Raw genomic sequence first — 26,730 nt, 5'->3', positions numbered from 1 at the left:
TCCTTCACCTTCAGCCGCCGCACGACCTCGCCGTCCTCCTTGGTGAAGTCGTCCGGCAGCGGCGCGGGCAGGATCTCGAGGACGACCTCCGAAGGGCGGCACAACCGCACGCCGCGCGAGGTGAACACGAAGGGCCGGTTGATCAGGATGGGGTGCGCCAGCATCGCGTCGAGCAGCTTGCCCTCCGTCAGCGACGCGTCGCGGAGGCCGAGCTCCTCGTAGGGCGTTCCCTTCTGCCTGATCGCGGCGCGGACGCTTAGGCCCGCGGCGTTGATCGCGCGCTCCAGTTCGTCGCGCGTCGGCGGCGTCTTCAGATACTCGACGACGGTCGGCTCGACGCCCGCCGCGCTGATCATCGCAAGCGTGTTGCGGGACGTGCTGCAGTCGGGGTTGTGCCAGATGGTGACGGCCTCGGGCATCGCGGCCCTCCTCAAGAACGGGGTTCGGGGGTCGCGGCGCGAACGCCACGGGCCTCATACCAAGGCTTCGAGCGGTTCACGATCCACACGACCGAGAGCATGACCGGCACCTCGATCAGCACGCCGACGACTGTGGCGAGCGCGGCGCCCGACTTGAAGCCGAACAGGCTGATCGCCGCAGCGACGGCCAACTCGAAGAAGTTCGACGCGCCGATCAGCGCGGACGGCCCGGCGACGCAATGCGCCTCGCCGGTCGCGCGGTTCAGCACGTAGGCGAGGCCCGCATTTAGGTAGACCTGGATCAGGATGGGGACCGCCAGCAGGGCGATCACGAGCGGCTGGGCAACGATCTGCTCGCCCTGAAAGGCGAACAGCAGCACCAGCGTCGCGAGCAGCGCCACGAGCGAGAGCGGCTGGATGCGTCCGAGCAGGAGGTCGAGCGCGGGCTGGCCTCCGGTCGCGAGTAGGCGTCGGCGAAGAACCTGCGCCACGACGACCGGCACGACGATGTAGAGGACGACCGACAGGACCAGCGTGTCCCAAGGCACGGTGATCGCCGACAGGCCCAGCAGGAGCCCTACCAGCGGCGCGAAGGCGACGATCATGATCGCGTCGTTGACCGCGACTTGGCTCAGCGTGAACAGCGGATCGCCGCCGGTCAGGTTCGACCAGACGAAGACCATGGCGGTGCACGGAGCCGCCCCGAGCAGGATCAGCCCGGCGATGTAGCTGTCGATCTGGTCGGCGGGTAGCCAGGGTCGAAACAGCCAGCCGATGAACAGCCAGCCCAACAGCGCCATCGAGAACGGCTTTACCGCCCAGTTGACGAACAGCGTCACCGAGACGCCCCGCCAGTGGGCCGCGACCTGGCCCAACGCGCCGAAGTCGACCTTCACCAGCATGGGGATGATCATCAGCCAGATCAGCACCGCGACCGGCAGGTTGACCCGAGCGACCTCGAGGCTCCCGATCGCCTGGAAGAGCCCGGGCGCGGCGTAGCCGAGCGCGATCCCGACCACGATGCAGAGCGCTACCCAGAGGGTGAGCCAGCGTTCGAACAGCGACATGGTTCAGGCTCCGGCGCGTGAGGCGGGGCCGCAGCCGCAGCTCTGCTCGAGCTGTTCGAACACGGGCGCGCAGACGTCTGGATGGCCCTTGCAGCAGTCCTCGAGCAGGTAGTTCACGAGGCCGCGCATGCCGTCGAAGTTGGCGGCGTAGAGGATCGAGCGCCCGTCACGGACGCCGGTTATCAGCCCGGCGCGCGCGAGGATCGCGAGGTGGGTCGATAGCGTGTTCTGCAGGCAGCCGAGCGCGTCGGCGATCCCGCCCGCAGGCTGGGGCTCGGGCGCCATGGTGACGAGGTGCTTGAAGATGCGGAGCCGTGTGGACTGCCCGAGCGCGGACAGCGCGTCGAGGGATCCGAGTTCTTTTTCCGATCGACTGATGACAGACATCCGCGGTCTCCTCCCAACACCTCTATACATCGAAAAATCGGCAAATGTCGATATATCAATTGCCTGTTCAATTAAGTGATCATAGCTAAACCCCTTTTAGTATTGCACACCCCGTGCAGGCGATGTTATCATAGCTAACAGGGGTCATTTAGAACTGATCACATCATAACCCAAGAGGAGCTACAGGTAGACGTATGCAGCGGGTGATCGCTTACACGAGGGTTTCGACGCAGTCACAGGCCGACAGCGGGTTTGGTCTGCGGGCTCAGAAGGAGGCAATCGACGCGTTCGCCAAGGCGTCGGGCTACAAGATTGTCCGCAGGTTCGAAGATGCCGGGATCTCGGCCATGGGAGAGGACAGCGACCAGAAGCGGCCGGAGTTGCGGGGGGCGATCGAGCTGTCGAAGACGAAGGGCTATCCGATCCTCGTCTCCGACCTCAGCCGGCTCGCCCGTGACACGGACGTTCTTGTTAAGATCTCGCGCTACACCGGGCACCCGATCATCGACGTCTCGCTCGGCGAGAATGCGGACCCGGTCGTTGTTGAGGCGCAGGCGCGCAGGGCTCAGTTCGAGGGCGAAGAGATCGGCCGGCTGACCAAGGAGGCGCTGGCCCGCAAGAAGGCCGAGGGCGTCGTCCTCGGCAACCCGAAGATCGCCGAGGCGCAGAAGATCGGCGCCGCGGCTACTGCGCGTAAGGCCGATGGCCGGGCCGAGGAGCTGGTGCCGCTGGTCGAGGAGGCGCGGTTGCAGGACATCACCGCGGTCTCGAAGATTGCGGACTTCCTGAACGCTCGGGGACATCGCCCGGCTCGCGGAGACAAGTGGACCGCCGCGGCCCTGCGTCGGCCTTTGGCGCGGGCGAGCGAGATTATCGCCGCCCGCGATAAGGAACGCCGGAGCCAGGAGGAGGCGATCGCGCTCGAGGCGAACCTGAAGAACCCGAATTGGGGCATGTGGTGACGCTCAGCCGGTGAGCGCACGCACCGAGGCAGGCACCAGCGCGCTCAGGCCGCCGGTAGCCACAATCTCTATATTGAGGGCTACACCAGCAGCTCCCAGTCGCGCCGGCTGCTGGTGAGTCTGTGAACGAGCCGCGGCGCCGACCAGCAGACGTTCATGCGCCCGCGGTCATTTGGTCGGCACGGGCGCGCAACGCCTCGTAGAGCTGCGCCGGCCCCAGCAACACGTCCTTGAGCCCATCGCGAACCTTGGACGAGTCGAGGGCCTGCTTGCTGAGCGACGAGTGCGCTTCGAAGGCGTCGATGATCGCATTCATCAGCTCGGCTGTCAGGGTTGGCGAGTTATCGAACTGCGCCTTGGTGTTGTTCGCCGCCTGCGTCACCAAGATCTCGGACTCGAGCATCTTGTCCCGCAGCGTCGTCACGTAGCTCAGCTGGTCGCCGTCGGTGGTGTCGCCGCCGAAGAGGTCGTTCACCTTCGCGATGATCTCGGCAAGGAGTGCCTTCTCCTTCTCTTGCACAGACCCCGACCCCATCCCGGTCATCGGCGTCAGCTTCGTCTCGTCGCGGCCTGAGACGTCGAGGCGGCGCTGGCCCTCGTTCTTGAGGTTGTGATGGGTCAGCGCCACCTTCGAGAGATCGACGCCTTCACGCTCCCGTCCGAACTCGAGGAGCGGGACGAGGCGCTTGTAGAACAGGAAGCGCTTCTCGACGGCCGTGTTCGCATAGTCGAAGATCTGGGACAGGAAGCTGTAGGCGCTCTGGTAGGCGATCATGTCTGCCCTGAACAGCAGGAGCGCGTCGAGCTCGTCCTTGGCCTCTCCGGCGCCGAAGCCGTCTTCCTGCTCGGTGGCGCGGAGCAGACGCTCTCGCGCAACCTTGAAGCGCTTGAGCAGGCGATCCGCCACCGGCTCGATCGCCGCGATCAGGTCGCCCTGCTTGGCCTTCGGGTTCATCTCGACGGCGGCGACACGGTCCACCTCGAACTCGTCATAGTGCCCGCTGGCGTCGAGCTTGGCCTTGAGGTCGAGGACGATGTTCGGGTCGGTGACGCCCTCGAGCTCCGCCGTGTCGTAGTAGGTGCGGAAGGCGGTCAGGATCTCCTCGGCTGAGTTCACAAAGTCGAGGACGTAGGTGATGTCCTTGCCGGGGTGGGCGCGGTTGAGGCGCGAGAGGGTCTGGACCGCCTGTATGCCTGCGAGCCGCCGGTCGACATACATCCCGCAGAGCAGCGGCTGGTCGAAGCCGGTCTGGAACTTGTTGGCGACCAGCAGCAGGTGGAAGTCGGCTCCGGCGAATGCCTCGCGGATGTCTCGTCCCTTGAGGCCGGGGTTCAGCGTGGCGCTCGTCTCCGTGAACGGCTCCTGGCTCGACTCCGGATCGTTCACCTCTCCCGAGAATGCCGCCAGCGTGCCGAGCCCGTAACCCTTCGATTTGATGTAGCCGTCGATCGCGAGCTTCCAGCGCACCGCCTCGACCCGGCTTCCGAGCACGACCATCGCCTTCGCCTTGCCCTCGAGCAGCGGTTGCACGTTCTCGCGGTAGTGCTCGACGACGATCTCGACCTTCTTGGCGATGTTGTAGGGGTGGAGCCGCACCCATCGCATGATGCCCTTTAGCGCGGCGCTCCGCTCGACCTCCTGCTGCTCCCAGTCCTGCCCGTCATTGGCGAGGCGGAAGGCCAGCTTGTAGGGCGTGTAGTTCTTCAGCACATCGAGGATGAAGCCCTCCTCGATGGCCTGGCGCATCGAGTAGACGTGGAAGGCTGCCGGCAGGTTCGTGGGGCCGGGCGGCTGGTCTGGGTTCAACCGGCGCCCGAACAGCTCGAGCGTCTTGGCCTTCGGGGTCGCGGTGAAGGCAACGTAGGTGACGCCGGTCTCGCCGGCTCGCGCGGCCATCTGGGCGGCGAGGATGTCCTCGGCGCTCATCTCGCCGCCGTCCTGCAGGTCGGCGAGCTCCTGCGGAGACAGCAGCTGCTTGAGCTTCTTCGCGGCCTCGCCGGTCTGCGAGCTGTGGGCCTCGTCGGCGATGACGGCGAACCGCTTGCCCTCCGTCGCGGCCAGCTCACGCACGGCGTCGAGCGCGAAGGGGAAGGTCTGGATAGTGCAGACGATGATCTTCTTGCCTTGCGCCAGCGCCTCGGCGAGCTGCCCGCTCTTGGCGCCGCCCTCGCTGCGGATCGTCGCCACGACGCCGGTGGTGCGCTCGAAGCCGAACAGCGCGTCCTGCAGCTGGGAGTCGATGACATTGCGATCGGAGACGACGATCACCGTCGAGAACAGCTTCCTGTCCGCCTCGTCGTGCAGGTCTGCGAGGAAGTGCGCCGCCCACGCGATCGAATTCGTCTTTCCGGAGCCGGCTGAGTGCTGGATCAGGTATTTGCCGCCCGGTCCTTCCGCGCGCACCGCCGCCGCAAGCTTCCGGGTCGCGTCGAGCTGGTGATAGCGCGGGAAGATCAGGCCGGTGATCGCGTTCTTGGCGTTCCGCTGAGCGACGAGGTAGCGGCCGACGATCTCAAGCCAGCTCGCGCGCTCGAGGATCTCCTCCCACAGATAGGCGGTCCGGTGTCCATTCGGGTTCGTCGGATTTCCGGCGCCGCCATGGTCGCCCTTGTTGAATGGCAAGAAGCGCGTGGCCGGTCCGGCGAGCTTGGTCGTCATGTGGACTTCGCTGTTGCTCACCGCGAAGTGCACCAGCGCGCCACCGGGGAACGACAGCAGCGGCTCGCGCGCCTGCCCCTTCGGCTGCGGCAGCCGGTCGAAACGATACTGGTCGATGGCGTCGGCAATCGACTGGGTGAAGTCGGTCTTGAGCTCGAGGGTCGCGACCGGCACGCCATTCAGAAATAGCGCAACGTCGATCGAGTTCTCGTTCGCCGCGGAATAGCGGAGCTGCCGGACGACGCGCAAACGGTTCGCCTGGTAGGCCGCGATGATGACGGGGTTCGTGCCGAAGGCCGGGCGGAACTGCGCGAGTTCGATGCGGCCCTTCACGCCCACCATGTCGACGCCGTGACGGATGACGTCGAGAGCGCCACGATCGTCGATCTGCTTCCTCACGCGGTCGAGCAGCGCCGCCGCGGCGCCTGCGCCATGGCTGCGGCTGAGAACGTCCCACGCCTTCGGTTGGGTCTGCTGCACCCATGCGACGAGATCGGCCGGGAACAGCGCGCGCTGGCGGTCGTAGTGCGTGGCAGCGCCCGGCTCGTAGATCCAGCCATGCGCCGCGAGGTGCGCGCAGATCTCGTCCTCGAAGCTGATCTCCCTGTGCAGGCTCACTGGGGCGCGCCCGCTTCGCCGAGCTGATGCGCTTCCCACTCCTTGTAGGTCAGGTCGGCGCCTTCCAAGCGCCAAGAGGTCAGGCCGTTGGAGTTGCGGCCCTTGATGACCGCTGCCGCAGCGCTGGGGCTCTTGAACGCGTAGTTCTGGGCGAACACGCAGTGCTCTCCTTCAGGAACCAGCACGCCGGCGCGAACAAGCTCGTTGTGGAGTTTCTCGTAGGAGCTGTTGGGCTGCCCCGTCCAGCGTATGCGCGCCCGTGATCCGCTCTCCACGACCAACTCACCGTCGAGATAGACGGCGGTCGCCGTGATGCCGTGCTTCTTGAGGTCAAGGGTGAACCGCACTTCTTCCGACTTGTGATCTGTCGCGGGCTCGGATTTCGGCTTCGCCGGAGGACGCGCGCTCTGCACGAATAGGTCGACTCGAACAGCAGGAAGAACCATCAGCAGGTTCTCAAGGAACGCCTCCATCTTGGCGACGTCCGCCTCCGAGAGGCTGGGCCGAGCAGGTTGCGGGCCGTTCTCAAGCGGCGTGCGGCCGACGCGGCGGGCCACCTCGATCAGTCGCGACTCGAGATATTTCGCGTGCGCCTTGTTCAGGCGGTTCGCGGTCGCCGTAACCAACACGGCCGTCGTCCACCAGTCGCGCTTGACGTCATGGCTCCGAATGCGGCTGCTGATGTCCTCGCCTTCCCCTACGTAGGCGAGCGGCTGGCCTTCCTCCGTCTCTCCAAGAAGCAGGTAGACGCCGGTGTATCCTGCCTCCGAGCGCCCAAGCGCCGCCTGGATCTGAGTGCGCGGTGCCGTAAGCACGTGCCCCGTCCAGTTGAACATCTCCGCAGTGACCATGCCGTCTGGGCGGCCGTCGACATAGTAGAGCTCGAGCGATTGCCCCACGGTATGGCTCATGCGAACAGCCCGCCGATGCTGGTCTTCGGCCCGTCGCCCGTCGGGACGAGGCCGTGGCGGCGCATCCAGCCCAACCGGTGCGGAAGCTCATGACGGTCGAAATTCTCGGCCTTCGTCTTGTTCCACGCGGTCAGGAAGCCGCTGATAATCCAAGCATCTGACGGCGTCTCGCCATCGATCAGGGCGTCGTTCCACACGGCGTAAAGCGTGGCGACGGCCTCGGCGGCGTGCGTGTCGAGGTCGGCGAAGTCCGTGATAAGCTTGTCCAGCTTGGCGACGCGATCGTCGCCTAACCATTCAACGAGTTCACCACGATTGCGGCCTCGCGCCGCAACGGGACGATACCGCACCATCTTGCGATTGCCGGGGTCATCAACAGCGAAACCCATATCAACGGCCGCACCCTCTATCTCGTCGACCATATCCTGATCCAACGGACCGTAGGGCATGCGGACATAGCGTCCCTCGAGTTCGTTGATGTTAGCGTGGACCTCAGCCAGGTAGAGGAGCTTCTGCAGCTTGGTCCGCCCGAAGGTCGCTTGATACGCCGAGCGGTCGATAATCTCGGCGGCGATCAGCCGACGGGCTCGAGCTCGATCAACTGGGAACGGCAGCACCTTGGCGGAGCCGCGCACGTCAATCTTGCCAGTGACTGCGGCGGAGATCAGAGCCGCGCGTCGTTCACCCAGAAGCGCAATAACGCTCTCTGCCTCAAGACGGAGTGTTTCAAACTTCGAAATAATACCCCGCAAAAACGAAGATATTTCGCGCTGCTCGTGGATAGGAGGAAAAGCAAATCTATGTGCGCGAAGTTGCTCAGCGGTAAGATGGTCGATTGTCGTCTGGTTTCCTCTGGCGAGGAACAAACCGAAATTGGTCGCCCATTCCATCACGAACAAGAGAAAATCGGATGTATCTGAACTTGTATTTCTTGGGCGAACCCTGTGTAGGGCTTTTTGATAATAGCACTCTTCAAGTTCACCTTGCCATATAGCTGATCGTCCGACATAGCTTCCGCCCTCATTGACCAATAAATCGCCTGGACGCAGACGGTAAACGATCCTTGCCTCTGATGGAAAATCCATTAACGGCAGATCTTTTACATTGATATAGTCCCACTGAACATCGGCAACACGCAAATAAGGGCGCAGGTCTTCGCCCGAGGCGCGCTCCGCGTTGAGCATGCGCCCCAGCTGCACCTCGTAGCGATATCCAGTAGGAGCAACGGCCCAATGCGCCGGCATCTCGCCGAGCCACTCGACGCCGCTATCCTTCATCGGGGCGCCGGGGTTCAGGCCCTTGGTAACGGCGTGGGAGATGACGGCCCGCCGTTTCTCTTTCAGTAGCGCGATCAAGCGCCGCTGCTCCTCCACCAGCGCGTCGATCTTCCCGGTCTCGCGGTCGAGAAAATTGAGAACGTCAAGCTGTTCGCGCGCCGGAGGTAGCGCGATCCGCATGTCTTTGAACTCGTCCCAATAAAGGCGAAGCCGAAAGTCAGTAACCCCTTTCGAGCGACGCCGCATTTCCTCGATCGCACCAGCGGTCCTAAGCATCAGCTCCACTAGGCCCGAGGGTGCATCATCCCTAGGTCTGGCGACAACATAGGCAGGACTAACCATGCCTAAGACCTTCACTGAGCCAAAGCCTCCCTGCCACGCTCTCATCATGTTGTAGACGAGATCGTTCGGTCTCACCTGTTTGTATTTCGAACGATCGTCGCTGCGGTTGACCTTCCGACCTTCATCGTCCGGTTCAGCCTCATCGTCGGAGACACCATCGTGGATGGACACGCTCAGGATCGGCAACTCGTCGCGCCCCGGTTCGGCGACCTCACGATAGAGCTCGCTGATCCTATGAACCGACCAGTGCGCGGGCACCTCGCCCAGCCACTCGACTCCGCTGCTCCTATAGGTGGGGTATGCGGGGAAGCTCACGCCGCCAACCCCTCGAGCATCGCTTTGATGCGCGTTGTCGCGGCGCTGAGGTCGGCGTCGATCTCGGCGAGCGGCCGCGGCGGCTCGAACACATAGAAGTGCCGTGTGAACGGGATCTCGTAGCCCGTCCTCGTCTTCTCGTGGTCAATCCACGCGTCGCCCGCGTGCGGAAGCACCTCGCGCTCGAAGTAGGTGTCGACCTCCTCGTCGAGCGGCACGTTCTCGGTGTCGCGCAGGCTTGAGTCCGCCTGCGGCTTGCCCTTCGCCTTGCCGCGCTGACCGAGGACGGGCTTGCCGGCCTCGTCGAGCAGCGGCCGTTCGACCGTGATGGTGCGATAGCCGAAGGCGCTGTTCGGAAAGATGCGGGAGAGCGGTGCCAGCTTGACCCTGCCGCCATCGGGCGCCACGGGTTCGGCCGCACCAGCAAGCACGACCTCGCGGGCGACCTCCTTGCCCTCGACGTCGAATAGCGTCGCGAGCCGCGCCTCGACGAACCCGCCGAACAGCCGCGTCACGGTGTCAATGTGCTCGGGCGACATCTCCTTGCGCTTCGAGCCGAGCGTCTTGCGCATCTTGCGCCAGAACGAGCTGGCGTCGATCAGCTGGACCTTGCCGCGGCGCGACTCGGGCTTCTTGTTGCTGAGGATCCAGACGTAGGTGGAAATGCCGGTGTTGTAGAACATGTCGGTCGGCAGGGCGACGATCGCCTCGACCAGATCGTTCTCGAGCACGTAGCGACGGATCTCGCTCTCGCCGCTGCCGGCGCCGCCCGTGAACAGCGGCGATCCGTTCAGCACGATGCCGAAGCGACAGCCGCCTTCCTCGCGCAGGCGCATTTTTGAGAGGAGGTGCATGAGGAACAGTAGCGAGCCGTCCGACACGCGCGGCAGACCGGGACCGAAGCGTCCGTCGAAGCCCCGCTGCTCGTGCTCGGCGCGGACCTGCTTCTCGACCTTCTTCCATTCGACGCCGAAGGGCGGGTTCGAAAGCATGTAGTCGAACCGGCGCCCAGGGTGGCCGTCATCGGACAGCGTGTTGCCCGGCGCAATGTGGTCGATCCCCTGGCCTTTGATGAGCATGTCGGCCTTGCAGATCGCGTAGGACTCTGGGTTCAGCTCCTGGCCGAACATGTTGAGTTGCGCCTGCGGGTTGTGCTCAACGAGATAATCGCCCGCGATCGACAGCATGCCGCCGGTGCCGGCCGTCGGGTCGTAGATCGTGCGGACGACGCCCGGCCTGCTCAGCGCGTCGTCATCCTCGACGAAGATCAGGTTGACCATGAGCCGTATCACCTCGCGCGGGGTGAAATGCTCGCCGGCCGTCTCGTTCGAAATCTCCGCAAACTTGCGGATGAGTTCCTCGAAGACGCCGCCCATGGCCGCGTTATCGACCCTCTTCGGATGGAGGTCGATGCCCGCGAACTTCTCCGTCACCTGGTAGAGCAGCCCGTTCTTGGCGAGCTTTTCGATCTGGGAGTGGAAGTCGAACTGCTCAAAGATGTCCCGCACCGCCGGCGAGAAGCCCTCGACGTAGCGGCTGAGGTTGGCGCGGATGTTGTCCTGGTCGCCCATCAGCTTGGGCAGGTCGAGAGGGTCGGCGTTGTAAAAGCCGGCCTTGGCGGCGCGCAGGAGGAACGGCTCGGGGTTCACGCCGAGCGCGCTCTTCGCCTTGTGCTCGGCGAGCACCGCGGCCTTGGTGGGCTCGAGCACGCAGTCGAGGCGCCGCAGCACGGTGAAGGGCAGGATCACCCGGCCGTATTCGGACTGCTTGTAGTCGCCGCGCAGGAGGTCCGCGACCGACCAGATGAACGACGCAAGCGCTTGATGGTTCATGCTTTCCCCGCCGCCCCGCGGCCAGAGGAAGGGCCGCGGAGCGTCTCACCCCAATCGAAAATAAACGATGGTCGCCAGCCAGCGCGGCGACGCCTTCCCCGAAGCAGTCTCTCGTGCAGGTGCAAGCCTAGATAGCGGAGGGGTAAAGCGGAACACCTCGCGGCGACCCGCGGAGCGGATCGTTCGGCGGTGCGCCTGATGGGTCACAGGCGCCGGAGGCACGCTCCTGGGAGGCCGAGCAGGGAGCGGTCTGGTCTGCGCATCTAGATCGCTTGGCCCGGGTTGCAGGCTAAAGACGTCACTAGGTCACCAAGCCGTAACGAAATAACGAAGGCGCCAATTGACGAAAAACATAATAACGAATGACTTACTATTTGTTATGACTGTCAGAATAAGTTTGACGTCTATTAGCGACTCGATCACTCGATGGTGCGTATTCGACCTTTAGTGATCGTCGCAGATGCGCGAGATGTATTTGTCCGACGGATCTTACTTCCACCTGCGCGCGCGGATCGTGTGCGGGTTGCCGCGGGAGATCGAGGTCGCGCTCGTCGATGTCGGTCGCGAACCATTTCCCGAACTGGTGGACGCCTTGTTGAAGGCGGCCGCCGCCACCTGCATCCTGACTGGCGGACCGGACATCACCAAGATTATGCTCGTGCTCGGCGCCGTCGGGCGGATCTGGCCTGCTTCGCTTTATCGAGACCTAGACTGAAAGCCGACGGGGGTGAGGTTCATGACCGTGTTCAACACCGACGTCTACGACGTGCTGATCGAGGTCGGCATACCGGACCAGAAGGCGATGGCTGTCGCGATCGCATTGACGCCGCAGCCGCCGGCATCGCTCACCAGTCTCTCGTTGGCGACTTCGCCGTCTACGACGCGTTGCGCGCCATCGGCGTCGCCGACGACAAGGCGCGGGGCTGTGCTGTGGCCCTCGTCCGCCATACTTAACTTGGTGCGCCGGTCGATCTCAGACGGGCGTCATCCTGTAAGCAGGACTTGGTGGCTCTCAGGGGGCCGCCAATCGCGAAGCAGGGCAACAAAGGTGGAGAGCGCTCTGGTCAGCGAGCGAACGGCGCCCTCCACTCGTCCTCATGCCCGACGTCGTGGTTCTCCATGCCGAGCTTCGTTAGGCACCCCTTCGGCGCAACGAAGCTATCGATCCGCCGCTCGGGGCGCTCGTGCCACGTGACGTTGAACGCGAAGTAGTGCGGGAAGAAGAACAGGCTCGAGTAGGGCAGCGTGTCGTGGATCCACCAGGCAATCTTTCGCCAGTCGCCGGGCTGCTGAAACCGGTCCCAGAAGTTCGGCACCACGATGCAGGCTGTCGCCCCCATGCATCCATCGGCGTCGCGCACGTCCCAGATATGGCCGGCGTAGTTCTTCTCGTTTGAGGCGCAGTTGTAGCCGGCTTTCTTCGCCCGCATCTGCTCCGACCCGAAGCCGTTAACCTCTGGCGACCGGTAGGCGGAACGCACCGCGACGCGTCCGAAGGCATCCTGGATCGGCTCAAGCAGCTCCTCGCACAGCCGCGAACCGGCTGCGATCGCGAGATCGGGATCATCGGGAATGTTCGAGAAGCCGTGGATCGAGGCGATGTCCGAGAACAGGAAGTCGCGCATGAAGAACGACTTCGACAGTCGAACGCGACCGAAATCCGTCAAGGTCTGAACTGACTGCGGCTTACGCATTCGTCGTCTCACTGAGCTACCTTCGCTCGCGCCATAGGCCGAGTCAAAGCGGGCTACAAGGCCGTGGAGACCTGATTGAAAGAACGAGCAGTTCTCGGCATCGACGCCGCCTGGACGGCCTCCCAGCCCAGCGGAGTGGCGCTGGCAGCCGAACGCGCAGGGCGCTGGGAGTTGCTCGCCGTCGCGCCGTCCTACGTCGACTTCGTGGCGACCACCGGCACTACGCCAACTCGACCACTGAGGCCGATAGGCTCACCAGTCGATGCGAGAGCCCTGCTCGACGCTTCCGCAATGCGCGCCGGAACGCGCCCTGACCTTGTCGCCGTCGACATGCCGCTTGCCCACACGCCGATCACCGCGCGCAGGGCGTCCGACGACGCCGTCTCGCGTCTCTATGGAGCCAGGTGGTGCTCGACGCATACGCCGAGCGCAGTCCGCCCCGGAACGATCGGCGAGGCCCTAGCGACCGGCTTCATCTCAGAGGGCTATCGGTTGGCGACGACAACGGTGAGCGGGCCGTCGCCTCGTGGAGGTCTACCCTCACCCCGCTCTCGTCGAACTCGCGCGGGCTGACAAGCGCCTCCCATACAAGGTGAAGAATGTCCGCCGCTACTGGCCTGAACTCGCGCCGGTGGACAGGCAGCGATTGCTCCTCGAGACATGGGCGCAGATTGTCGATCTGCTCGATCGCGAGATCGTCGGCGTTCAGGCGCTCTTGCCAGCCGTCGAAGAGGCCGACCGCGGCGCCAGGTTAAAGGCCTTCGAGGACATGCTGGACGCTGTAGTCTGCGTCTGGATTGGAACCACGGTGCTCGAGGGGTGCGCGACACCGTATGGCGACGGCGAAAGCGCGATCTGGATACCTGAACCCGACCAAGTCGGGCGAGCCGTCCGATAGCTGACGACCAGGCACGTCCGCGAGCCCGAAAATGCTCTTTTGGACGCTCATTCCAATGTAACATAACCGTCTACAAGTGACAGACTAAGTAATTGAGATACATGGATAAAATGGAATGGCGGAGAGGGTGGGATTCGAACCCACGGTACGGTTGCCCGCACAACGGTTTTCGAGACCGTCCCAATCGACCACTCTGGCACCTCTCCGCGGGAAGCGCGTGTCGATCCGGGGCTGAATACACGCGGCGCCGCGCGCGCACAAGCGCTGCGGCGGCGACGGAACAGCTCGAGGAGATCTGTCCGGGTCCGGCGACGTGGGACGGTGCGTCCGTCGCGCGGTGGCGTTTTGCGGCCGGGTGCTGCATATCGCGGCGGATGACCGTGGACGTGCTCAGCTTCGGATGCCGGCTCAACGCGCTCGACGGCGAGAGCGTGCGGGCGCTCGCGCTCGCGGGCGGGGCGCGCGACCTCGTCGTCGTCAACGCCTGCGCGGTCACCGCAGAGGCCAGCCGGCAGGCGCGCCAGGCGGTCAGGCGCGCGGCGCGCGAGCGGCCGGAGGCCCGGATCGCGGTCACCGGCTGCGGCGCGCAGATCGAGCCCGAGCGCTTCGCCGCCATGCCGGAGGTCGCGCGCGTCGTCGGGCTGTCGGCGCGCATGCGCGCCGAGACGTGGGACGCAGGGCGCTCGCACCCGCGCGTCGAGGTCGGCGCCGCGAGCGAGGCGCGCGACATCGCCCCGCCCCCGGCGTCGGCCGACATCCTGCGGCCGCGCGCCTTCGTGCAGGCCCAGACCGGCTGCGACCACAGCTGCACCTTCTGCGTCATCCCGCTCGGCCGCGGCCGTTCGCGCTCCACCCCCGTCGAGGCGGTCGTGGCCGAGATCCGCCGCGTCGTCTCGCTCGGCGCGCAGGAGGCGGTGCTGACCGGCGTCGATCTCACCGCCTGGGGCGCCGACCTGCCCGACCGGCCGACTCTCGGAACGCTCGTGCGGAAAATCCTGCGCGACATCCCAGAGCTGCCGCGCCTGCGGCTGTCCTCGCTCGACGCCGTCGAGATCGACGAGGAGCTGATGCGCGCGCTGGCAGAGGAGGACCGCCTCATGCCGCATCTCCATCTGTCGCTGCAGTCCGGCGACGACATGATCCTGAAGCGCATGAAGCGGCGGCACTCGCGCGCCGACGCCGTGCGGTTCTGCGAACGCGCCCGGGCGGCGCGGCCCGACGTCGCCTTCGGCGCGGACGTCATCGCCGGCTTTCCGACCGAGACCGAGGCGATGTTCGAAAATTCGCTGTCGCTGCTCGAGGCGTGCGGCGTGGCCTACGCCCACGTCTTCCCGTTCTCGCCCCGGCCGGACGCGCCGGCGTCCCGGATGCCGCAGGTCAGCCCCGAGGTCGTCAAGGCCCGGGCGGCGCGGCTTCGCGAGCGCGGCGCGGATTTGCTCGCGCGCCATCTCGCGCTCCGTGTCGGGCGGCGGCTCAGCGTGCTGTCGGAGGGGCGCGGCGTCGCGCGCGCGGCGGACTTCTCGACCGTGAGGATTGCGCAGGAGGCGCCCAGAGGCGCATTCCTCGACGTTCTGATCGCGGGCCACGACGGCCGCATGCTGATCGCGGCGTGAAGGGCGGACAAGGCTGAATGAGCGACATCGTCGAACAGGACGGCTGGTTCTCGCGGCTGAAGCGGGGTCTCTCGAAGACGTCGTCGTCGCTGACGCGCGGCATCGCCGAGCTCTTCACCAAGGAGAAGTTCGACGCCGCGACGCTGGACGAGCTCGAGGATCTGCTGATCCAGGCCGATCTCGGGATCGCGACCGCCGAGCGCATCGCGCAGGCGGTCGGCCGCGCGCGGCACGCCAAGGCGCTCGACGGCGAGAGCGTGCGCATGATCGTGGCGCAGGAGGTCGCGCGGGTGCTCGCTCCGGTGGCGAAGCCGCTCGACCCGCCGGAGAGCGCGCGGCCGGCGGTGGTGCTGGTCGTCGGCGTCAACGGATCGGGCAAGACCACGACCATCGGCAAGATCGCCGAGAGCTACCGCACGGCCGGGCTGAAAATCGTGATCGCCGCAGGCGACACGTTCCGGGCGGCCGCAGTCGAGCAGCTCGCGGTGTGGGCGAGGCGCGCCGAGGCGATCTTCGTATCGAAGGAGCAGGGCGCCGACGCCGCGAGCCTGGTCTACGAGGCCTGGCGGCGCGCGAAGGACGAGGACGCCGACCTGCTGATCATCGACACCGCAGGGCGGCTGCAGAACAAGGCCGGGCTGATGGCCGAACTCGAGAAGATCGTGCGCGTGCTTAAAAAGCTCGACCCGGAGGCGCCGCACGACTGCATCCTGGTGCTGGACGCGACCACCGGCCAGAACGCCGTCTCCCAGGTCGAGGCCTTCGGCAAGGTCGCGGGCGTCACGGGGCTCGTGATGACCAAGCTCGACGGCACCGCGCGCGGCGGCATCCTGGTCGCGGTCGCCGAGAGATACGGGCTGCCGGTGCACTTCATCGGGGTGGGCGAAGGCGTCGACGATCTCGAGCCGTTCGACCCCTCGGACTTCTCACGCGCCCTGGTCGGCCTGCCGCAGGCTTGAGCCCCGTCGGCCGATCGCCGGGAGCGCGACGAGCGCGGCTAGGCCGAGCGCAGCGGCCGTCATGAAGCAGACCCCGTAGCCGAGCCTGTCGCCGAACGAGCCCGTGATCTGCCAGCCGATGACGCTGACGATCGCGTCCATGCTCTGGAACAGGGTGAAGTCGACGCCGGCCTGCGCGAGCGAGACGCGACCCATGAGCTCGGAATAGAGCGCCGTGACGCCGAGCGAGAAGGTCGCTGCGCCGACGAGCTGCAGCCCGACCAGAACGGCGATCGCGGCCGGCGACCGCGCCTGAAGATAGGCGCAGACAGCGAAGCCGATCAGCCCGATGACATGGACCGCGAGCGTCGCCTGCATGATCGGATAGGCGCCGAACCGACGCAGCAGGTAGCCGCCGCTGAACGCTCCGATCAGTCCGCTCACGGTGACGCCGGCGCCGTTGACGACGCCGAGCGTCGAGAGGCTGACCCCGGCGTCGATCAGGAAGGGCCCGACCAGCAGCGCCGCCCATTTCTGTCCCACCACGTAGACTGCGACGAGGAGCAGGCCGTAGCGCACCTCCGGGCGTCTGAGGGCCGCCCCGAGGGATTGCGGCGGCGCGTCCTTGCTCGTCACAGGCGCCGTTTCGCGGGTGGCGAGGAACGGCACGGCCAGCGCGACCAGCGCGACCGCCATCACCAGCGTCGCCGGCGTCCAGCCGAGGTGGTCGACGAGGATGAGGAAGACGCCGCCGCCGATGGCGTTGCCGAGATAGGCGCCCCCGACCTGCGCGGAGTTGCCCCAGCCGCGGTTCTTCGCCGCGAGATTCTCCACCGCATAGCCGTCGGTGGCGATGTCGACCGTCGCGGAGGCGAACGAGGCGACCATCATCGCGACCGCCAGCGGCGCGAGCGCCGTCGGGCCGATGAACGCGCAAGCCGCGAGCGCCCCAACCCCGAAAGCGCCGATCGCCGCGACGACGGGGCGCGACCGCTTCGGCCGCCCGTGCGGCGCGCGCCAGCGCTCCACGAGCGGCGACCACACGAACTTGAACGACCAGGGCAGGACGGTGATCAGAATGAAGGCGATGTCGTTGAGCGAAGCGCCGCTCTTGCGCATCACGGCGGGGAGGCCGGTGAAGAACACCCCGCCGATGACGCTCTGCGCCACGTAGAGCCCGCCGACGCCGATGACGACCGCCGCCGGCGGAGGCAGCCCTCGGTCCCGCGCCTCCGCGGACGCCCGCCTGACGCTCACCAGCGGTAGCGCAGGCTCGCGATGACCTTGCGGCCTTCGTTGAAGTAGCAATAGCTTCCGCTGCAGACCTGTTCGACCTTGTCGAGCAGGTTGTTGGCGTTCACCTGCAGCCGGAGGCCCTTGAGCTTCGGGTCGATGTTTTCGAACTCATAGCTCACCTTCGCGTCGACGAAGGCGCGCGGGCTGTTCTTGATGATCGGCCGGTTCAGATCGTCGCCGAAGCTGGAGCCGGTGTAGCGCACGCCGGCGCCGACGCCGAGACCCCGCAAGGGCGCGGACTGGAAGTCGTAATTGCCCCAGATCGCGAAGGCGTGCTTCGGGATGCTGTTGACCTGATTGCCCTCGGTGACGTCCGAGAGCTTCAGGATCTTGGTGTCGGTGTAGCTGTACGAGGCCTGGAAGGAGACGCCGTTGTCGAGCGAGCCGACCGCCTCGATCTCGAAGCCGCGCGACCGGAAGTCGAGTTGCTTCTGCTGATTAACGCCGTGGGAGTCGACGGCGTAGATGATGCCGTCGGTTTGCTTCAGCCAGAACACCGAGGCGTCGATGGAGGCGTTGTATCCCGGCACGGCGTATTTGACGCCGGCTTCGGCCTGCTCGCCCTTGGTCGGCTTCGCGACGCTGCCGTCGTTTATGACGGTGCCGGAATTCGCGTTGAACGACGTGCCGTAGCTGACATATGGCGTGAGTCCGAACGGCGTGACGTAGCTCAGGCCCGCGCGGCCGGTCCACGCGCCCTTGTTCTGCTTGGAAGTGGAGGATGGCACGTAGTACGGATTCGGGGTTTCGTCCGGATTGAAGGGTTTGCCCGACGACGGCACGTAGTACTTGCTGTCGAGCCAGTCGTGGCGGCCTGAGAGAAGCAGCCGCCAGGCGTCGAGCCTGATCTCGTCCTGCGCATACACGCCCCAGAGCGTCTGATGTTGCTTGGTGGGATTGGGCAGATCCGGATTGCCCGTGGTTCCGCCATAGGCGATCCGGGAGTCGTATTTGAGGTGGCCGAAGTCGACGCCGGTCAGAACCGTATGACCGACCGGTCCGGTCTGAAGTTTCGTCTTCAAATAGGTGTCGGCGGCGACCGAGCTGAAGGTCTCCTTCACCTGGCCGCGATACGTCTTGTCGGCGTCGCCGAAGCGCTCGTTCGTCGAGATGCCCGACCAGCGGAAGTTCTGGTGGAGCGACACCGCGTCACTGAAATCGTGCTCGAACTCGTAGCCGGCCCGCCACTGCTTCTGCGTGAAGCCGTTGTAGTCCGGATCGTATTCGATGCCTTTTTCGGCGCCGCCGCTGCCCGTCACGGGGTCGCCGTTCGCGTCCTTGATGACGTTGCCGTACTTGTCGGTCAGATCGACGGAGCTGTTCTTCTGGAACATCGACCCGCCGGTCTTCGAGTCCATATATTCGCCGAGCACCGTGATCTTGGTGTCGTCGCTGGGCTTGAAGGTGACGGCCGGCGCGATGAACACGCGGTTGTCCGGAACGCCCGGCATGTCTGTGTCGGCGTCGCGGGCGAGGCCGGTCAGGCGATAGGTCACCGTGCCCTGCTCGTTCACCGGGCCGCCGAGGTCGAAGCTCAGCTGCTTACGGTCGAACGAGCCGCCCTGGACCTCGACCTCGCCGAACTTGTAGTCGGTCGGCCGCTTCGAAATCACGTCGATGATGCCGACCGAGGAACTGGCGCCGTAGATCGCCGAGGCGCCGCCCTTCAGGATGGAGATCGACTCCACCCCGTACGGCTCCAGGCGGAACATGCCGCTCGGGCTGCTGTACTGACGAAGCCCATCGCGGAACACGCCGGTGTAGGTCACGTCGACGCCGCGGATGAAGAAGCTGTCGAAGCGCGGGTTGAAGCCGTAGGCGCCGACGCGTGCGCCAGGCGTATAGGCGAGGGCGTCTTCAAGCGTCTGCGGGCGGCGGTCCTGGAGCTGCTGCTGCGTGACCGTGTTGATCGTCGCCGGCGTTTCGTTGACCGGCATGTCGGTCTTGGTCGCCGAGCGCGTGGTCTTGGCGACGTAGCCGTCGTTGGTCGCGACGCCCGGCGCGCCGTCCGTCTGTCCGGTCCCGGCGCCCTGGCCCTGGACGGTGATCTCCTCGAGCGGCGTCGCCGCCTGCTGGGCCGCCGCTCCGCCGGTGGCCGCCGCCAGGGCGGCGGCCGTCGAAAGTGCGAGAAGCGGTCTGGTCATGGTCGGGCCCCGGAAGATTTTTATGTCTCCCACCGCTTAAAAGGCCCACAATCCCACGATCAACTACATTGTCTGCGTCTTTAAATAGAATAATTATAACTTATAATTATTCTATGATGGAGCGGTCAGTTGGCGGAAATATAAAGCTCAGTCTCCGCCCCGGAGACTGAGACGACGCGGCGTCGAATTCCAATCTATATGACCGATCTCGGACATGGCCCGGCTGTAGCCGCCAGAAATCGGGCGTCTGCTCGCTTTGACGTCGACTTTACCGCGTCCCGCCGCCACATATGCGGGGCTTGTTTGTTGAAGGCGCGCAAGTCATCGCGGCGGCGAATAGGGGGTCGCGGTCGTTCCAGACGGCCGTCACCGTAACGCAACACCCCGCGTCCCGTGTGTTGCGGCATGGCCGTTGCGTAGCCAGATCAAGCTCTTGCCGCCTGCAAGGAGGTCGTCATGCGCGTCCGCGTTCTGCTCTTCGCCGCAGCCCTCGCCGGCGCTCCGTCGCTCGCTTCGGCGGAGGTCGCCGTTCGGGCGGAGCCCGGCCCCTACGTCTCCAGCTGGAGCTTCCGCAGCGCCGCGGAGCGCGACTCGATCTTCCGGGAGCTCGCCCGTTATCTCGAACGCACGGGCGCACGCATGCTGCCGAAGGGACGCTCCGCCTCGATCGAGCTTGTCGAGATCGACCCCGCAGGCCGCTTCGAACCGTGGCGGCCGGGCTTCGACGACGTCCGCGTGCTCCGCGACGTGACGCCGCCGCGGGTCAAACTGCGCTACGCCGTCACCGAGCGCGGCCGCACGCTCGCCCGCGGCGAGGAGACGGTGACGGACATCGACTACCTCTCGAACATCTCCGCGCGAAGCTCGGGCGACCGGCTGGTGAAGCTCAAGCCGGAACGCCGCTGACGCCTTTCGGCCAAGTTTGCAGCGCAGCGCATTCCGTGTATGCGATGACGCTTCCCGGCAACGTCACGAGCGAGCGGCGATGGCTTTGATCGATCTGGCTCACGTCGCGGGCCGCGCGCCCTTCCGGACGCTCTGGACCCGCGCCGAGGCCCGCAGGCTGTACGACCTGCCCTTCGCCGACCTGATGTTCGAGGCGCAGACCGTCCACCGACGGAACTTCGATCCGAACCGCGTCCAGATGTCGAAGCTGCTGTCGATCAAGACCGGCGGCTGCGCCGAGGACTGCGGCTATTGCAGCCAGTCCGCCCGCATGCCCGGCGAGAAGATGAAGGCCTCCAAGCTGATGGAGGTGGAGCGGGTGCTCGCCGAGGCGCAGAAGGCCAAGGACGGCGGCGCCACGCGCTACTGCATGGGCGCCGCCTGGCGATCCCCCAAGGATCGCGACATGGACATGGTGGTCGCCATGGTCGAGGGCGTGAAGGCGATGGGGATGGAGACCTGCATGACGCTCGGCATGCTGACCCCCCAGCAGGCGCTGACGCTCAAGGACGCCGGCCTCGACTACTACAACCACAACCTCGACACCTCCGAGCGCTACTACTCCGAGATCATCACGACCCGCACCTTCGCCGACCGGCTCGAGACGCTGGACAACGTGCGCTCGGCCGGCATGAAGGTCTGCGCCGGCGGCATTCTGGGCATGGGCGAGACGATCGACGACCGCGTCGACATGCTCGTCACCCTCGCCAACATGGACGAGGCGCCGGAGAGCGTGCCGGTCAACATGCTGATCCCGATCCCTGGCACCAAGCTCGAGAACGCGGAGCCGATCGACGCGCTCGACTTCGTCCGCACCATCGCGCTCGCCCGCATCATGATGCCGGAAAGCCATGTGCGCCTCGCCGCCGGCCGCACCGAGATGTCCGACGAGACCCAGGCGCTGTGCTTCCTCGCCGGCGTGAACTCTATCTTCGTCGGCGAGACGCTGCTCACCGCCGACAACCCCGGCGAGGACCACGACGGAAACCTGCTCCGCCGGCTCGGGATCCAGCCGGAGGAGCTGGACTCCGCATCATGACGGCGGAGAGGCTCGCGCGCTTCACCACGGCGCTCGAGGGCCTCGAACGCAAGAGCAGGCGGCGGCGGCTGATCCCCCGGGCGGGCCACGACTTCGCCTCCAACGACTATCTGGCCTTGAGCGCCTGCCCGCGCCTGGGACGCGCCGTCAGCGACGCCGTCGCGCGCGGCGTGCCCGTGGGCGCCGCGGGCTCGCGGCTGCTGCGCGGCAATCATCCCGAGCACGAGGCGCTGGAAGCTGAGGCGGCGGCCTTCTTCGGAGCCGGACGCGCGCTGTTCTTCGGCTCGGGCTACGCCGCAAACGTCGCGCTGGTCGCGACGCTCCCGCAGCGCGGCGACCTCGTCGTCCACGACGCCCTGATCCACGCCAGCGTCCATGACGGGTTGAGGGACTCCAAGGCCGAGATCGTCTCCATCCCTCACAACGACGCCGAAGCGGCCGCCGACGCCGTCGCCGCGTGGCGCGCGCGGGGCGGGCGTGGCGCGCCGTTCCTCGTGGCGGAGAGCCTCTATTCGATGGATGGCGACCGCGCGCCGATCGCGGACCTGCTTGCGCTCGCCGAAGACAATGGCGGGTTCCTGATGCTCGACGAGGCGCACGCCACCGGCGTCTATGGCGCGGGCGGCCGGGGCCTCGGCGCGGCCTACGAGGGCCGGGAGGCGCTGATCTCAACCCACACCTGCGGCAAGGCGCTCGGCTGCTCCGGCGCGATCGTCACGGCGCCTGCGCCGGTGATCGAGACGCTGGTCAACCGCGCCCGCGCCTTCATCTACGCGACCGCCCCGTCGCCTCTGGTCGCGAGCGCCGTCCGCGAAGCGCTTCGGATCGTCGAGGACGAGCCCGAACGCCGGGCGGCGCTGGCGGCGCTGGTCGCTTTTGCGGGCGGACGGCTGGAGCGGCTCGGCGTCGCGGTCTCCGGCTCGCAGATCCAGCCCGTGATCCTCGGCCTCAACGCCCGCGCGGCCGAAATGGCGGGCCGCCTGCAGGCGGCCGGCTTCGACTGCCGCCCCATCCGCCCGCCGACCGTGCCGGAAGGCACGGCGCGGCTCAGGATCTCGCTCACGCTGAACGTGGACGAGCCGACCGTCGCCGCCCTGATCGACGAGATCGGGGAGGGGTTGAGCGAGGCCGCCGCGTGAGCTTTCCGCGCATCGTGGTGACGGGGACCGACACCGGAATCGGCAAGACGGTGTTTTCGGCGGCCCTCGCGGGCGCGCTCGGCGCGTTCTACTGGAAGCCGGTGCAGGCCGGCCTCGACGAACAGACGGACACGGAGATCGTCGCCCGCCTCGCGCCCTTGTCGCCGGGACGCGCGCTGCCGGAACGCTGGCGGCTGAACACGCCGGCTTCGCCGCATCTCGCAGCCGAGCTCGACGGCGTGGCGATCGACCCCTTTGCGCTCACGCCTCCGCAGGTCGACGGCCCGCTGGTGATCGAGGGCGCCGGCGGCCTGCTGGTGCCGCTCGACAGGAAGACGCTCACGATCGACGTCTTCGCGCGCTGGGGCCTGCCGGTCGTGCTGGTCGCCCGAACCGGGCTCGGCACGATCAACCACACGCTGCTGTCGCTCGCGGCGCTGAAGGCGCGGAACATCCCGACGCTCGGCGTCGCCTTCGTCGGCGAGGAGCACCCCGAGAACGCCCGCGCCATCGCCGGCTTCTCCGGCGCCCGCATCCTCGGCCGCCTCCCGCCTCTCGATCCGCTGACGCCCGAGAGCCTCGCCGCGGCGTTCGCGACGGGATTTGCGATCGGGGATTTTGGGAAGACGGCGCGGGTGTGAGCCGGGGCGCGCTTGCAGACGCATGCTCTCTCAAAGCCAAGCCGCCCGCCGCAAAACGTGCGATGACGTCCACCGCCTGAAACGCCATGAGGCCTGCAATGTCGCCTGTGTTCGCCGAAAGCTCCGCGCCCTCGAAGCCGGTCTGGTTCGCGCCCGCGGGCGGCGCCCTCCCGCAAGAGGCTCAGGCATGGGCCAAGGCGAGCGGATTCGAACTCGGCGCGGGCAAGACCCTGCTTATTCCCGGCGCCGACGGCGCGCTGAAGGGCGTGGTCTTCGGCGTCGAGAATGACGACGCCAAGGCCAAGAACCCGTTCCTCGCGGGCAAGCTCGCCGGCGCGCTGCCGGACGGCGCCTACCGCTTCGAGGGCGCGGTCGGCGACCACAGGCTGGCGGCCATGGCCTTCGCGCTCGGCTCCTATTCCTACCGGCGCTACCGCAAGCCGGACGCGGCCGACGTCGCCATCGCCCTGCCCGATGACGTCGACGCCGCAGGCCTCGCCCGCACGATCAGCGCCGTCACCCTCGGCCGCGACCTCGTCAACACGCCGGCGAACGACCTCGGGCCGCAGGAGATCGAGGATGCGGTGCGGGCGCTCGCCCAGGCGCATGGCGCGGCGGTGACCTCCGTCGTCGGCGACGACCTGCTGTCTCAGAACTTCCCGCTGGTCCACGCCGTCGGCCGCGCCTCCACGCGCGCCCCGCGGATCGTCGATCTCGTCTGGGGCGACCCCGGCCACCCCAAGGTGACGCTGGTCGGCAAGGGCGTCGCCTTCGACACCGGCGGCCTCAACATCAAGCCGGACGCCGGCATGCTCTTGATGAAGAAGGACATGGGCGGCGCGGCCTCGATGATCGCGCTCGCCGCCATGGTGATGGGCGCGAAGCTTCCGGTGCGGCTGCGCCTCATCATCGGCGCGGTCGAGAACTCGATCTCCGGAAACGCCTTCCGCCCGGGCGACGTCATCCCGAGCCGCAAGGGCCTCAACGTCGAGATCGGCAACACCGACGCGGAGGGTCGACTGGTGCTCGCCGACGCGCTGGCGCTCGGCGACGAGGAGGCGCCGGAGATCATGGTCGACGCCGCGACCTTGACCGGCGCCGCCCGCGTCGCTCTCGGACCCGATCTGCCGCCGCTCTACACCGACGACGACGCCTTCGCCGCAGATCTGCTGCGCCACGCCAAGGCCGAGCACGATCCGCTCTGGCGCCTGCCGCTCTGGACCCCTTACGACGACCTGCTGGCGTCCAAGATCGCGGACGTGAACCACATCTCGGGCGGCCCGTTCGCCGGGTCGATCACGGCGGCGCTGTTCCTCCGCCGCTTCGTCGACAAGGCGAGGAGTTGGGCTCATCTCGACATCTTCGCGTGGAACCCGTCAGCCCAGCCCGGCCGGCCGTTCGGCGGCGAGGTGCAGGGCGCGCGAGCGCTCGCGGCGCTGCTGGAGGAGCGCTACCGGCGGTGAGCCGTCGGCTCGCTCACCCTTTGAGGGAAGGGGGCGGGCGGCCCGGTTTTCGCAACCTCTCATTCGCTTTTCATGGCTAGATTTGCGCCGATGCCAGATCCCCTCGACCGCCGTATCACCCCGGCCCGGCCCGACGTCGCGGCCGCGCATCTTCGCGGCGAGGTCGAGGCGCTGCGCTTCGTTGAGGGCGAACGGCGGCGGGTCGCGGTCGGCCATGTCGGCATCCGGCGGGCGCCCCGCTCCGACTCGCCGCTGGAGACCGAGGCGCTGTTCGGCGAGGAGGTCGTGGTCTACGACGAGCTCGAGGGCTGGGCCTGGGGCCAGCTCACAACCGACGACTATGTCGGCTACCTGCCCTCCGCGGCGCTGAGCGCCAAGCTGGGACCGGGCCGCACGCACCGCGTCTCGGCGCTCCGGACGCTGCTGTTCCCCTCGCCCTCGATCAAGGTTCCGCCGGTCGACGCGCTGTCGATGAACGCGCAGGTCGCCGTGCTCGACGTCGACGGCCGCTTCGCGGAGCTCGACACCGGCGCCTACGCCGTGCTGTCGCACCTCGAGCCGCTCGGAACATACGAGGCCGACGCGGTCTCAGTCGCCGAACGGTTCATCGGCGCGCCCTATCTGTGGGGCGGCCGCACCAGTCTCGGCCTCGATTGCTCGGCGCTGGTGCAGATGTCGCTCGCCGCCTGCGGCCTGGCCGCTCCGCGCGATTCCGACATGCAGGAGGCCGCGCTCGGAAACCCGATCGCGCCGGGCGACGCCCGGCGCGGCGACATGGTGTTCTGGAAGGGCCACGTCGCCCTGGTCCGCGACGAGGCCACCATCATCCACGCCAACGCCCATGCGATGGCGGTGGCGATCGAAGGCTTCGAGGCCGCGGTCGCCCGCATCCGCGAGGCGGGCGACGAGATCACGAGCGTCCGACGGCTGGATTGATCCTGCGCGCGCTTCAGACCGTGCGGTCGAGCCCCGGAGCCTCGGGCGCGGCGTCGGCCTTCGGACCGCCGCGAGCGACGGCGACCATCGCCGGTCGTAGGATGCGGTCGCCGATGACGTAGCCGTCCTGCATCACCTGCACCACCGTGCCGGCCGGAACGCTCGGGTCCGGCGCTTCGAACACCGCCTCGTGGTGATGCGGGTCGAACGGCTTGCCCTTGGGGTCGAGCTTCCGGACGCCGTGCTTCTCGAGCCCTTTCCCGAGCTCGCGCTCGGTCAGCTCCACGCCCTCGACGAGAGCCGCGAAGACCGGATCGGCGACGGCCTCCGACGCCTCGGCGCCGGGTGTGGCGGCGGCCGCGGCGTCGAGCGCGCGGCGGAGGTTGTCGGCGACGCCGAGCAGATCGCGCGCGAAGGACGAGACGGCGTAGCGCTTGGCGTCGACGACTTCGCGCTCGGTGCGGCGGCGAAGGTTCTCCATCTCGGCGTGGGACCGCAGCAGGCGATCGCGAAGGTCGGCGACGGCCGCCTCGAGCTCTGCGACGCGCTGGCCGCCGGTCGACGGCTCGTCGGCGACCTCGCGCTCGACCGTTCCGTCGGCGCGCTGCTCATCGGTCTCGGACGTCTTCAGCTCGTCCGGGGTCGCCGCGTCTTGCGGATTGGGGTCCGACATGGCGGGCCTCTCCTGGTCGTTCGAGTTTCGGTGAGGCGTCGGATATCAGGCGCGCCGCGCCGAAAATCAAGCGTCGCGGGCGGCCGGAACCCGCGGTTCGGCGTGCGCGACGTCAGAACGCCGCGGCGCGCAGTTCCCTGAGCTGGTTGAGGTCGAGCTCGGCCTTGCGCTTCAGCGCCTCGCCCTTCGCCTCGGACAGATGCTCTTCGGCGGCCTTGATGGCGGCGTCGAGCCTGGCGGCGTCGAACTCCTCCATCGGGATCGCCTCGTCGGCGAGGATGGTGAGGCCCTTCGGATTGACGTCCGCGAAGCCGCCGCGGACGAACAGCCGCTTGGGCTCGGAGCCGTCGGTCTTGTAGACCTTCACCACGCCCGGCTTCAGCGTGGACATCAGCGGCGCGTGATGCGCCAGCACCCCGAATTCGCCCTCGCTGCCTGGCACGACGACGTGTTCGACGTCCTCGGAGATCAGCAGCTTCTCGGGCGAGACGAGTTCGAAGGGAAAGCTGTCCATCGAATAAT

23 protein-coding genes, 1 tRNA gene and 1 pseudogene are annotated in these 26,730 nt (G+C 66.8%); 11 read left to right on the top strand and 14 right to left on the bottom strand.

Features of this window, described 5'->3' with window-relative positions; all coding sequences use genetic code 11:
* Positions 1–80 precede the first annotated feature (80 nt).
* The 3 genes and pseudogenes from arsC to PKE75_RS12875 all read right to left on the bottom strand — a co-directional run.
* A pseudogene (arsC, locus tag PKE75_RS12885) lies at positions 81–419 on the bottom strand (arsenate reductase (glutaredoxin)); the annotation flags it as partial.
* An 11-nt stretch (positions 420–430) separates the two neighbouring features.
* Positions 431–1,486, bottom strand: a complete 1,056-nt coding sequence (gene arsB / locus PKE75_RS12880; protein WP_271169127.1) for an ACR3 family arsenite efflux transporter — start codon at positions 1,484–1,486, stop codon at positions 431–433.
* 3 nt (positions 1,487–1,489) lie between these two features.
* Positions 1,490–1,873 carry an ArsR/SmtB family transcription factor gene (locus PKE75_RS12875; protein ID WP_271169126.1) on the bottom strand — a complete coding sequence of 128 codons (384 nt, stop codon included), beginning with the start codon at positions 1,871–1,873 and terminating at the stop codon, positions 1,490–1,492.
* 194 nt (positions 1,874–2,067) lie between these two features.
* Here PKE75_RS12875 and PKE75_RS12870 point away from each other — a divergent pair, with 194 nt between their 5' ends.
* On the top strand, positions 2,068–2,835 hold the full coding sequence (locus PKE75_RS12870; protein ID WP_271169125.1) for a recombinase family protein: 768 nt from the start codon (positions 2,068–2,070) through the stop codon (positions 2,833–2,835).
* Between the two features lie 154 nt (positions 2,836–2,989).
* Here PKE75_RS12870 and PKE75_RS12865 read toward each other — a convergent pair whose 3' ends face one another.
* From PKE75_RS12865 to PKE75_RS12850, 4 genes are read right to left on the bottom strand one after another with little or no spacing between them, the layout of a single operon-like run.
* A complete protein-coding gene (locus tag PKE75_RS12865; protein ID WP_271169124.1) occupies positions 2,990–6,112 on the bottom strand; it encodes a type I restriction endonuclease subunit R in 3,123 nt (1,040 codons plus the stop codon).
* Positions 6,109–7,023, bottom strand: coding sequence for a GIY-YIG nuclease family protein (locus PKE75_RS12860; protein WP_271169123.1), 915 nt, complete (start codon positions 7,021–7,023; stop codon positions 6,109–6,111). The genes PKE75_RS12865 and PKE75_RS12860 overlap by 4 nt, the downstream gene beginning before the upstream one ends.
* Positions 7,020–8,957 carry a restriction endonuclease subunit S gene (locus PKE75_RS12855; RefSeq protein WP_271169122.1) on the bottom strand — a complete coding sequence of 646 codons (1,938 nt, stop codon included), beginning with the start codon at positions 8,955–8,957 and terminating at the stop codon, positions 7,020–7,022. Before PKE75_RS12855 ends, PKE75_RS12860 begins: the two co-directional genes overlap by 4 nt.
* The gene (locus PKE75_RS12850; RefSeq protein ID WP_271169121.1) at positions 8,954–10,789 is read right to left on the bottom strand and encodes a type I restriction-modification system subunit M; all 1,836 of its coding nucleotides are present in this window, start codon (positions 10,787–10,789) and stop codon (positions 8,954–8,956) included. The genes PKE75_RS12855 and PKE75_RS12850 overlap by 4 nt, the downstream gene beginning before the upstream one ends.
* A gap of 460 nt (positions 10,790–11,249) precedes the next feature.
* Between PKE75_RS12850 and PKE75_RS12845 the strand changes: the two genes are divergently transcribed.
* Entirely contained in the window at positions 11,250–11,504 is a 255-nt protein-coding gene (locus PKE75_RS12845) for a hypothetical protein (protein WP_271169120.1), read from the top strand.
* Positions 11,505–11,548: 44 nt separating this feature from the next.
* Here PKE75_RS12845 and PKE75_RS12840 read toward each other — a convergent pair whose 3' ends face one another.
* On the bottom strand, positions 11,549–11,737 hold the full coding sequence (locus tag PKE75_RS12840) for a hypothetical protein (RefSeq protein ID WP_271169119.1): 189 nt from the start codon (positions 11,735–11,737) through the stop codon (positions 11,549–11,551).
* 116 nt (positions 11,738–11,853) lie between these two features.
* Complete coding sequence (locus PKE75_RS12835) at positions 11,854–12,414, bottom strand: hypothetical protein (protein ID WP_309298812.1); 561 nt, start codon at positions 12,412–12,414, stop codon at positions 11,854–11,856.
* A gap of 595 nt (positions 12,415–13,009) precedes the next feature.
* On the opposite strand from PKE75_RS12835, the gene PKE75_RS12830 reads away from it, so the two are divergent.
* Complete coding sequence (locus PKE75_RS12830) at positions 13,010–13,381, top strand: DUF429 domain-containing protein (RefSeq protein WP_271169117.1); 372 nt, start codon at positions 13,010–13,012, stop codon at positions 13,379–13,381.
* Between the two features lie 116 nt (positions 13,382–13,497).
* Here PKE75_RS12830 and PKE75_RS12825 read toward each other — a convergent pair.
* Positions 13,498–13,587, bottom strand: a tRNA-Ser gene (locus PKE75_RS12825).
* 168 nt (positions 13,588–13,755) lie between these two features.
* Between PKE75_RS12825 and mtaB the strand changes: the two genes are divergently transcribed.
* The gene (mtaB, locus tag PKE75_RS12820; protein ID WP_271169116.1) at positions 13,756–14,994 is read left to right on the top strand and encodes a tRNA (N(6)-L-threonylcarbamoyladenosine(37)-C(2))-methylthiotransferase MtaB; all 1,239 of its coding nucleotides are present in this window, start codon (positions 13,756–13,758) and stop codon (positions 14,992–14,994) included.
* Positions 14,995–15,011: 17 nt separating this feature from the next.
* Entirely contained in the window at positions 15,012–15,953 is a 942-nt protein-coding gene (gene ftsY, locus PKE75_RS12815; RefSeq protein WP_271169115.1) for a signal recognition particle-docking protein FtsY, read from the top strand.
* Here ftsY and PKE75_RS12810 read toward each other — a convergent pair.
* Together PKE75_RS12810 and PKE75_RS12805 are read right to left on the bottom strand one after the other, a co-directional pair.
* Positions 15,921–17,189, bottom strand: a complete 1,269-nt coding sequence (locus tag PKE75_RS12810; RefSeq protein WP_271169114.1) for an MFS transporter — start codon at positions 17,187–17,189, stop codon at positions 15,921–15,923. The two genes, ftsY and PKE75_RS12810, sit on opposite strands and share 33 nt — an antisense overlap.
* Positions 17,186–19,372 carry a TonB-dependent siderophore receptor gene (locus PKE75_RS12805; protein ID WP_271169113.1) on the bottom strand — a complete coding sequence of 729 codons (2,187 nt, stop codon included), beginning with the start codon at positions 19,370–19,372 and terminating at the stop codon, positions 17,186–17,188. Before PKE75_RS12805 ends, PKE75_RS12810 begins: the two co-directional genes overlap by 4 nt.
* Before the next feature lie 456 nt (positions 19,373–19,828).
* On the opposite strand from PKE75_RS12805, the gene PKE75_RS12800 reads away from it, so the two are divergent.
* From PKE75_RS12800 to PKE75_RS12775, 6 genes are all read left to right on the top strand, one after another.
* On the top strand, positions 19,829–20,278 hold the full coding sequence (locus PKE75_RS12800; protein ID WP_271169112.1) for a DUF3016 domain-containing protein: 450 nt from the start codon (positions 19,829–19,831) through the stop codon (positions 20,276–20,278).
* A 79-nt stretch (positions 20,279–20,357) separates the two neighbouring features.
* Positions 20,358–21,356 (top strand): biotin synthase BioB, encoded by a 999-nt coding sequence (gene bioB, locus PKE75_RS12795; protein WP_271169111.1) that lies wholly within the window; start codon positions 20,358–20,360, stop codon positions 21,354–21,356.
* On the top strand, positions 21,353–22,495 hold the full coding sequence (locus tag PKE75_RS12790; protein WP_271169110.1) for an 8-amino-7-oxononanoate synthase: 1,143 nt from the start codon (positions 21,353–21,355) through the stop codon (positions 22,493–22,495). Before bioB ends, PKE75_RS12790 begins: the two co-directional genes overlap by 4 nt.
* A complete protein-coding gene (gene bioD, locus PKE75_RS12785; RefSeq protein ID WP_271169109.1) occupies positions 22,492–23,136 on the top strand; it encodes a dethiobiotin synthase in 645 nt (214 codons plus the stop codon). The genes PKE75_RS12790 and bioD overlap by 4 nt, the downstream gene beginning before the upstream one ends.
* Positions 23,137–23,234: 98 nt before the next feature.
* Positions 23,235–24,599 carry a leucyl aminopeptidase family protein gene (locus PKE75_RS12780; RefSeq protein ID WP_271169108.1) on the top strand — a complete coding sequence of 455 codons (1,365 nt, stop codon included), beginning with the start codon at positions 23,235–23,237 and terminating at the stop codon, positions 24,597–24,599.
* Between the two features lie 90 nt (positions 24,600–24,689).
* Complete coding sequence (locus tag PKE75_RS12775; protein WP_271169107.1) at positions 24,690–25,535, top strand: C40 family peptidase; 846 nt, start codon at positions 24,690–24,692, stop codon at positions 25,533–25,535.
* 13 nt (positions 25,536–25,548) lie between these two features.
* Here the strand turns inward: PKE75_RS12775 and grpE are convergent, their stop codons facing one another.
* Both grpE and PKE75_RS12765 read right to left on the bottom strand, forming a co-directional pair.
* Positions 25,549–26,208, bottom strand: coding sequence for a nucleotide exchange factor GrpE (gene grpE, locus PKE75_RS12770; RefSeq protein WP_271169106.1), 660 nt, complete (start codon positions 26,206–26,208; stop codon positions 25,549–25,551).
* 112 nt (positions 26,209–26,320) lie between these two features.
* Positions 26,321–26,722, bottom strand: a complete 402-nt coding sequence (locus PKE75_RS12765) for a F0F1 ATP synthase subunit epsilon (RefSeq protein WP_271169105.1) — start codon at positions 26,720–26,722, stop codon at positions 26,321–26,323.
* Positions 26,723–26,730 lie beyond the last annotated feature (8 nt).

Origin of the sequence: Hansschlegelia plantiphila (assembly GCF_027922265.1) — a bacterium.
Lineage (GTDB): Bacteria > Pseudomonadota > Alphaproteobacteria > Rhizobiales > Methylopilaceae > Methylopila > Methylopila plantiphila.
This window is presented reverse-complemented; position numbering and strand designations above follow the sequence as displayed.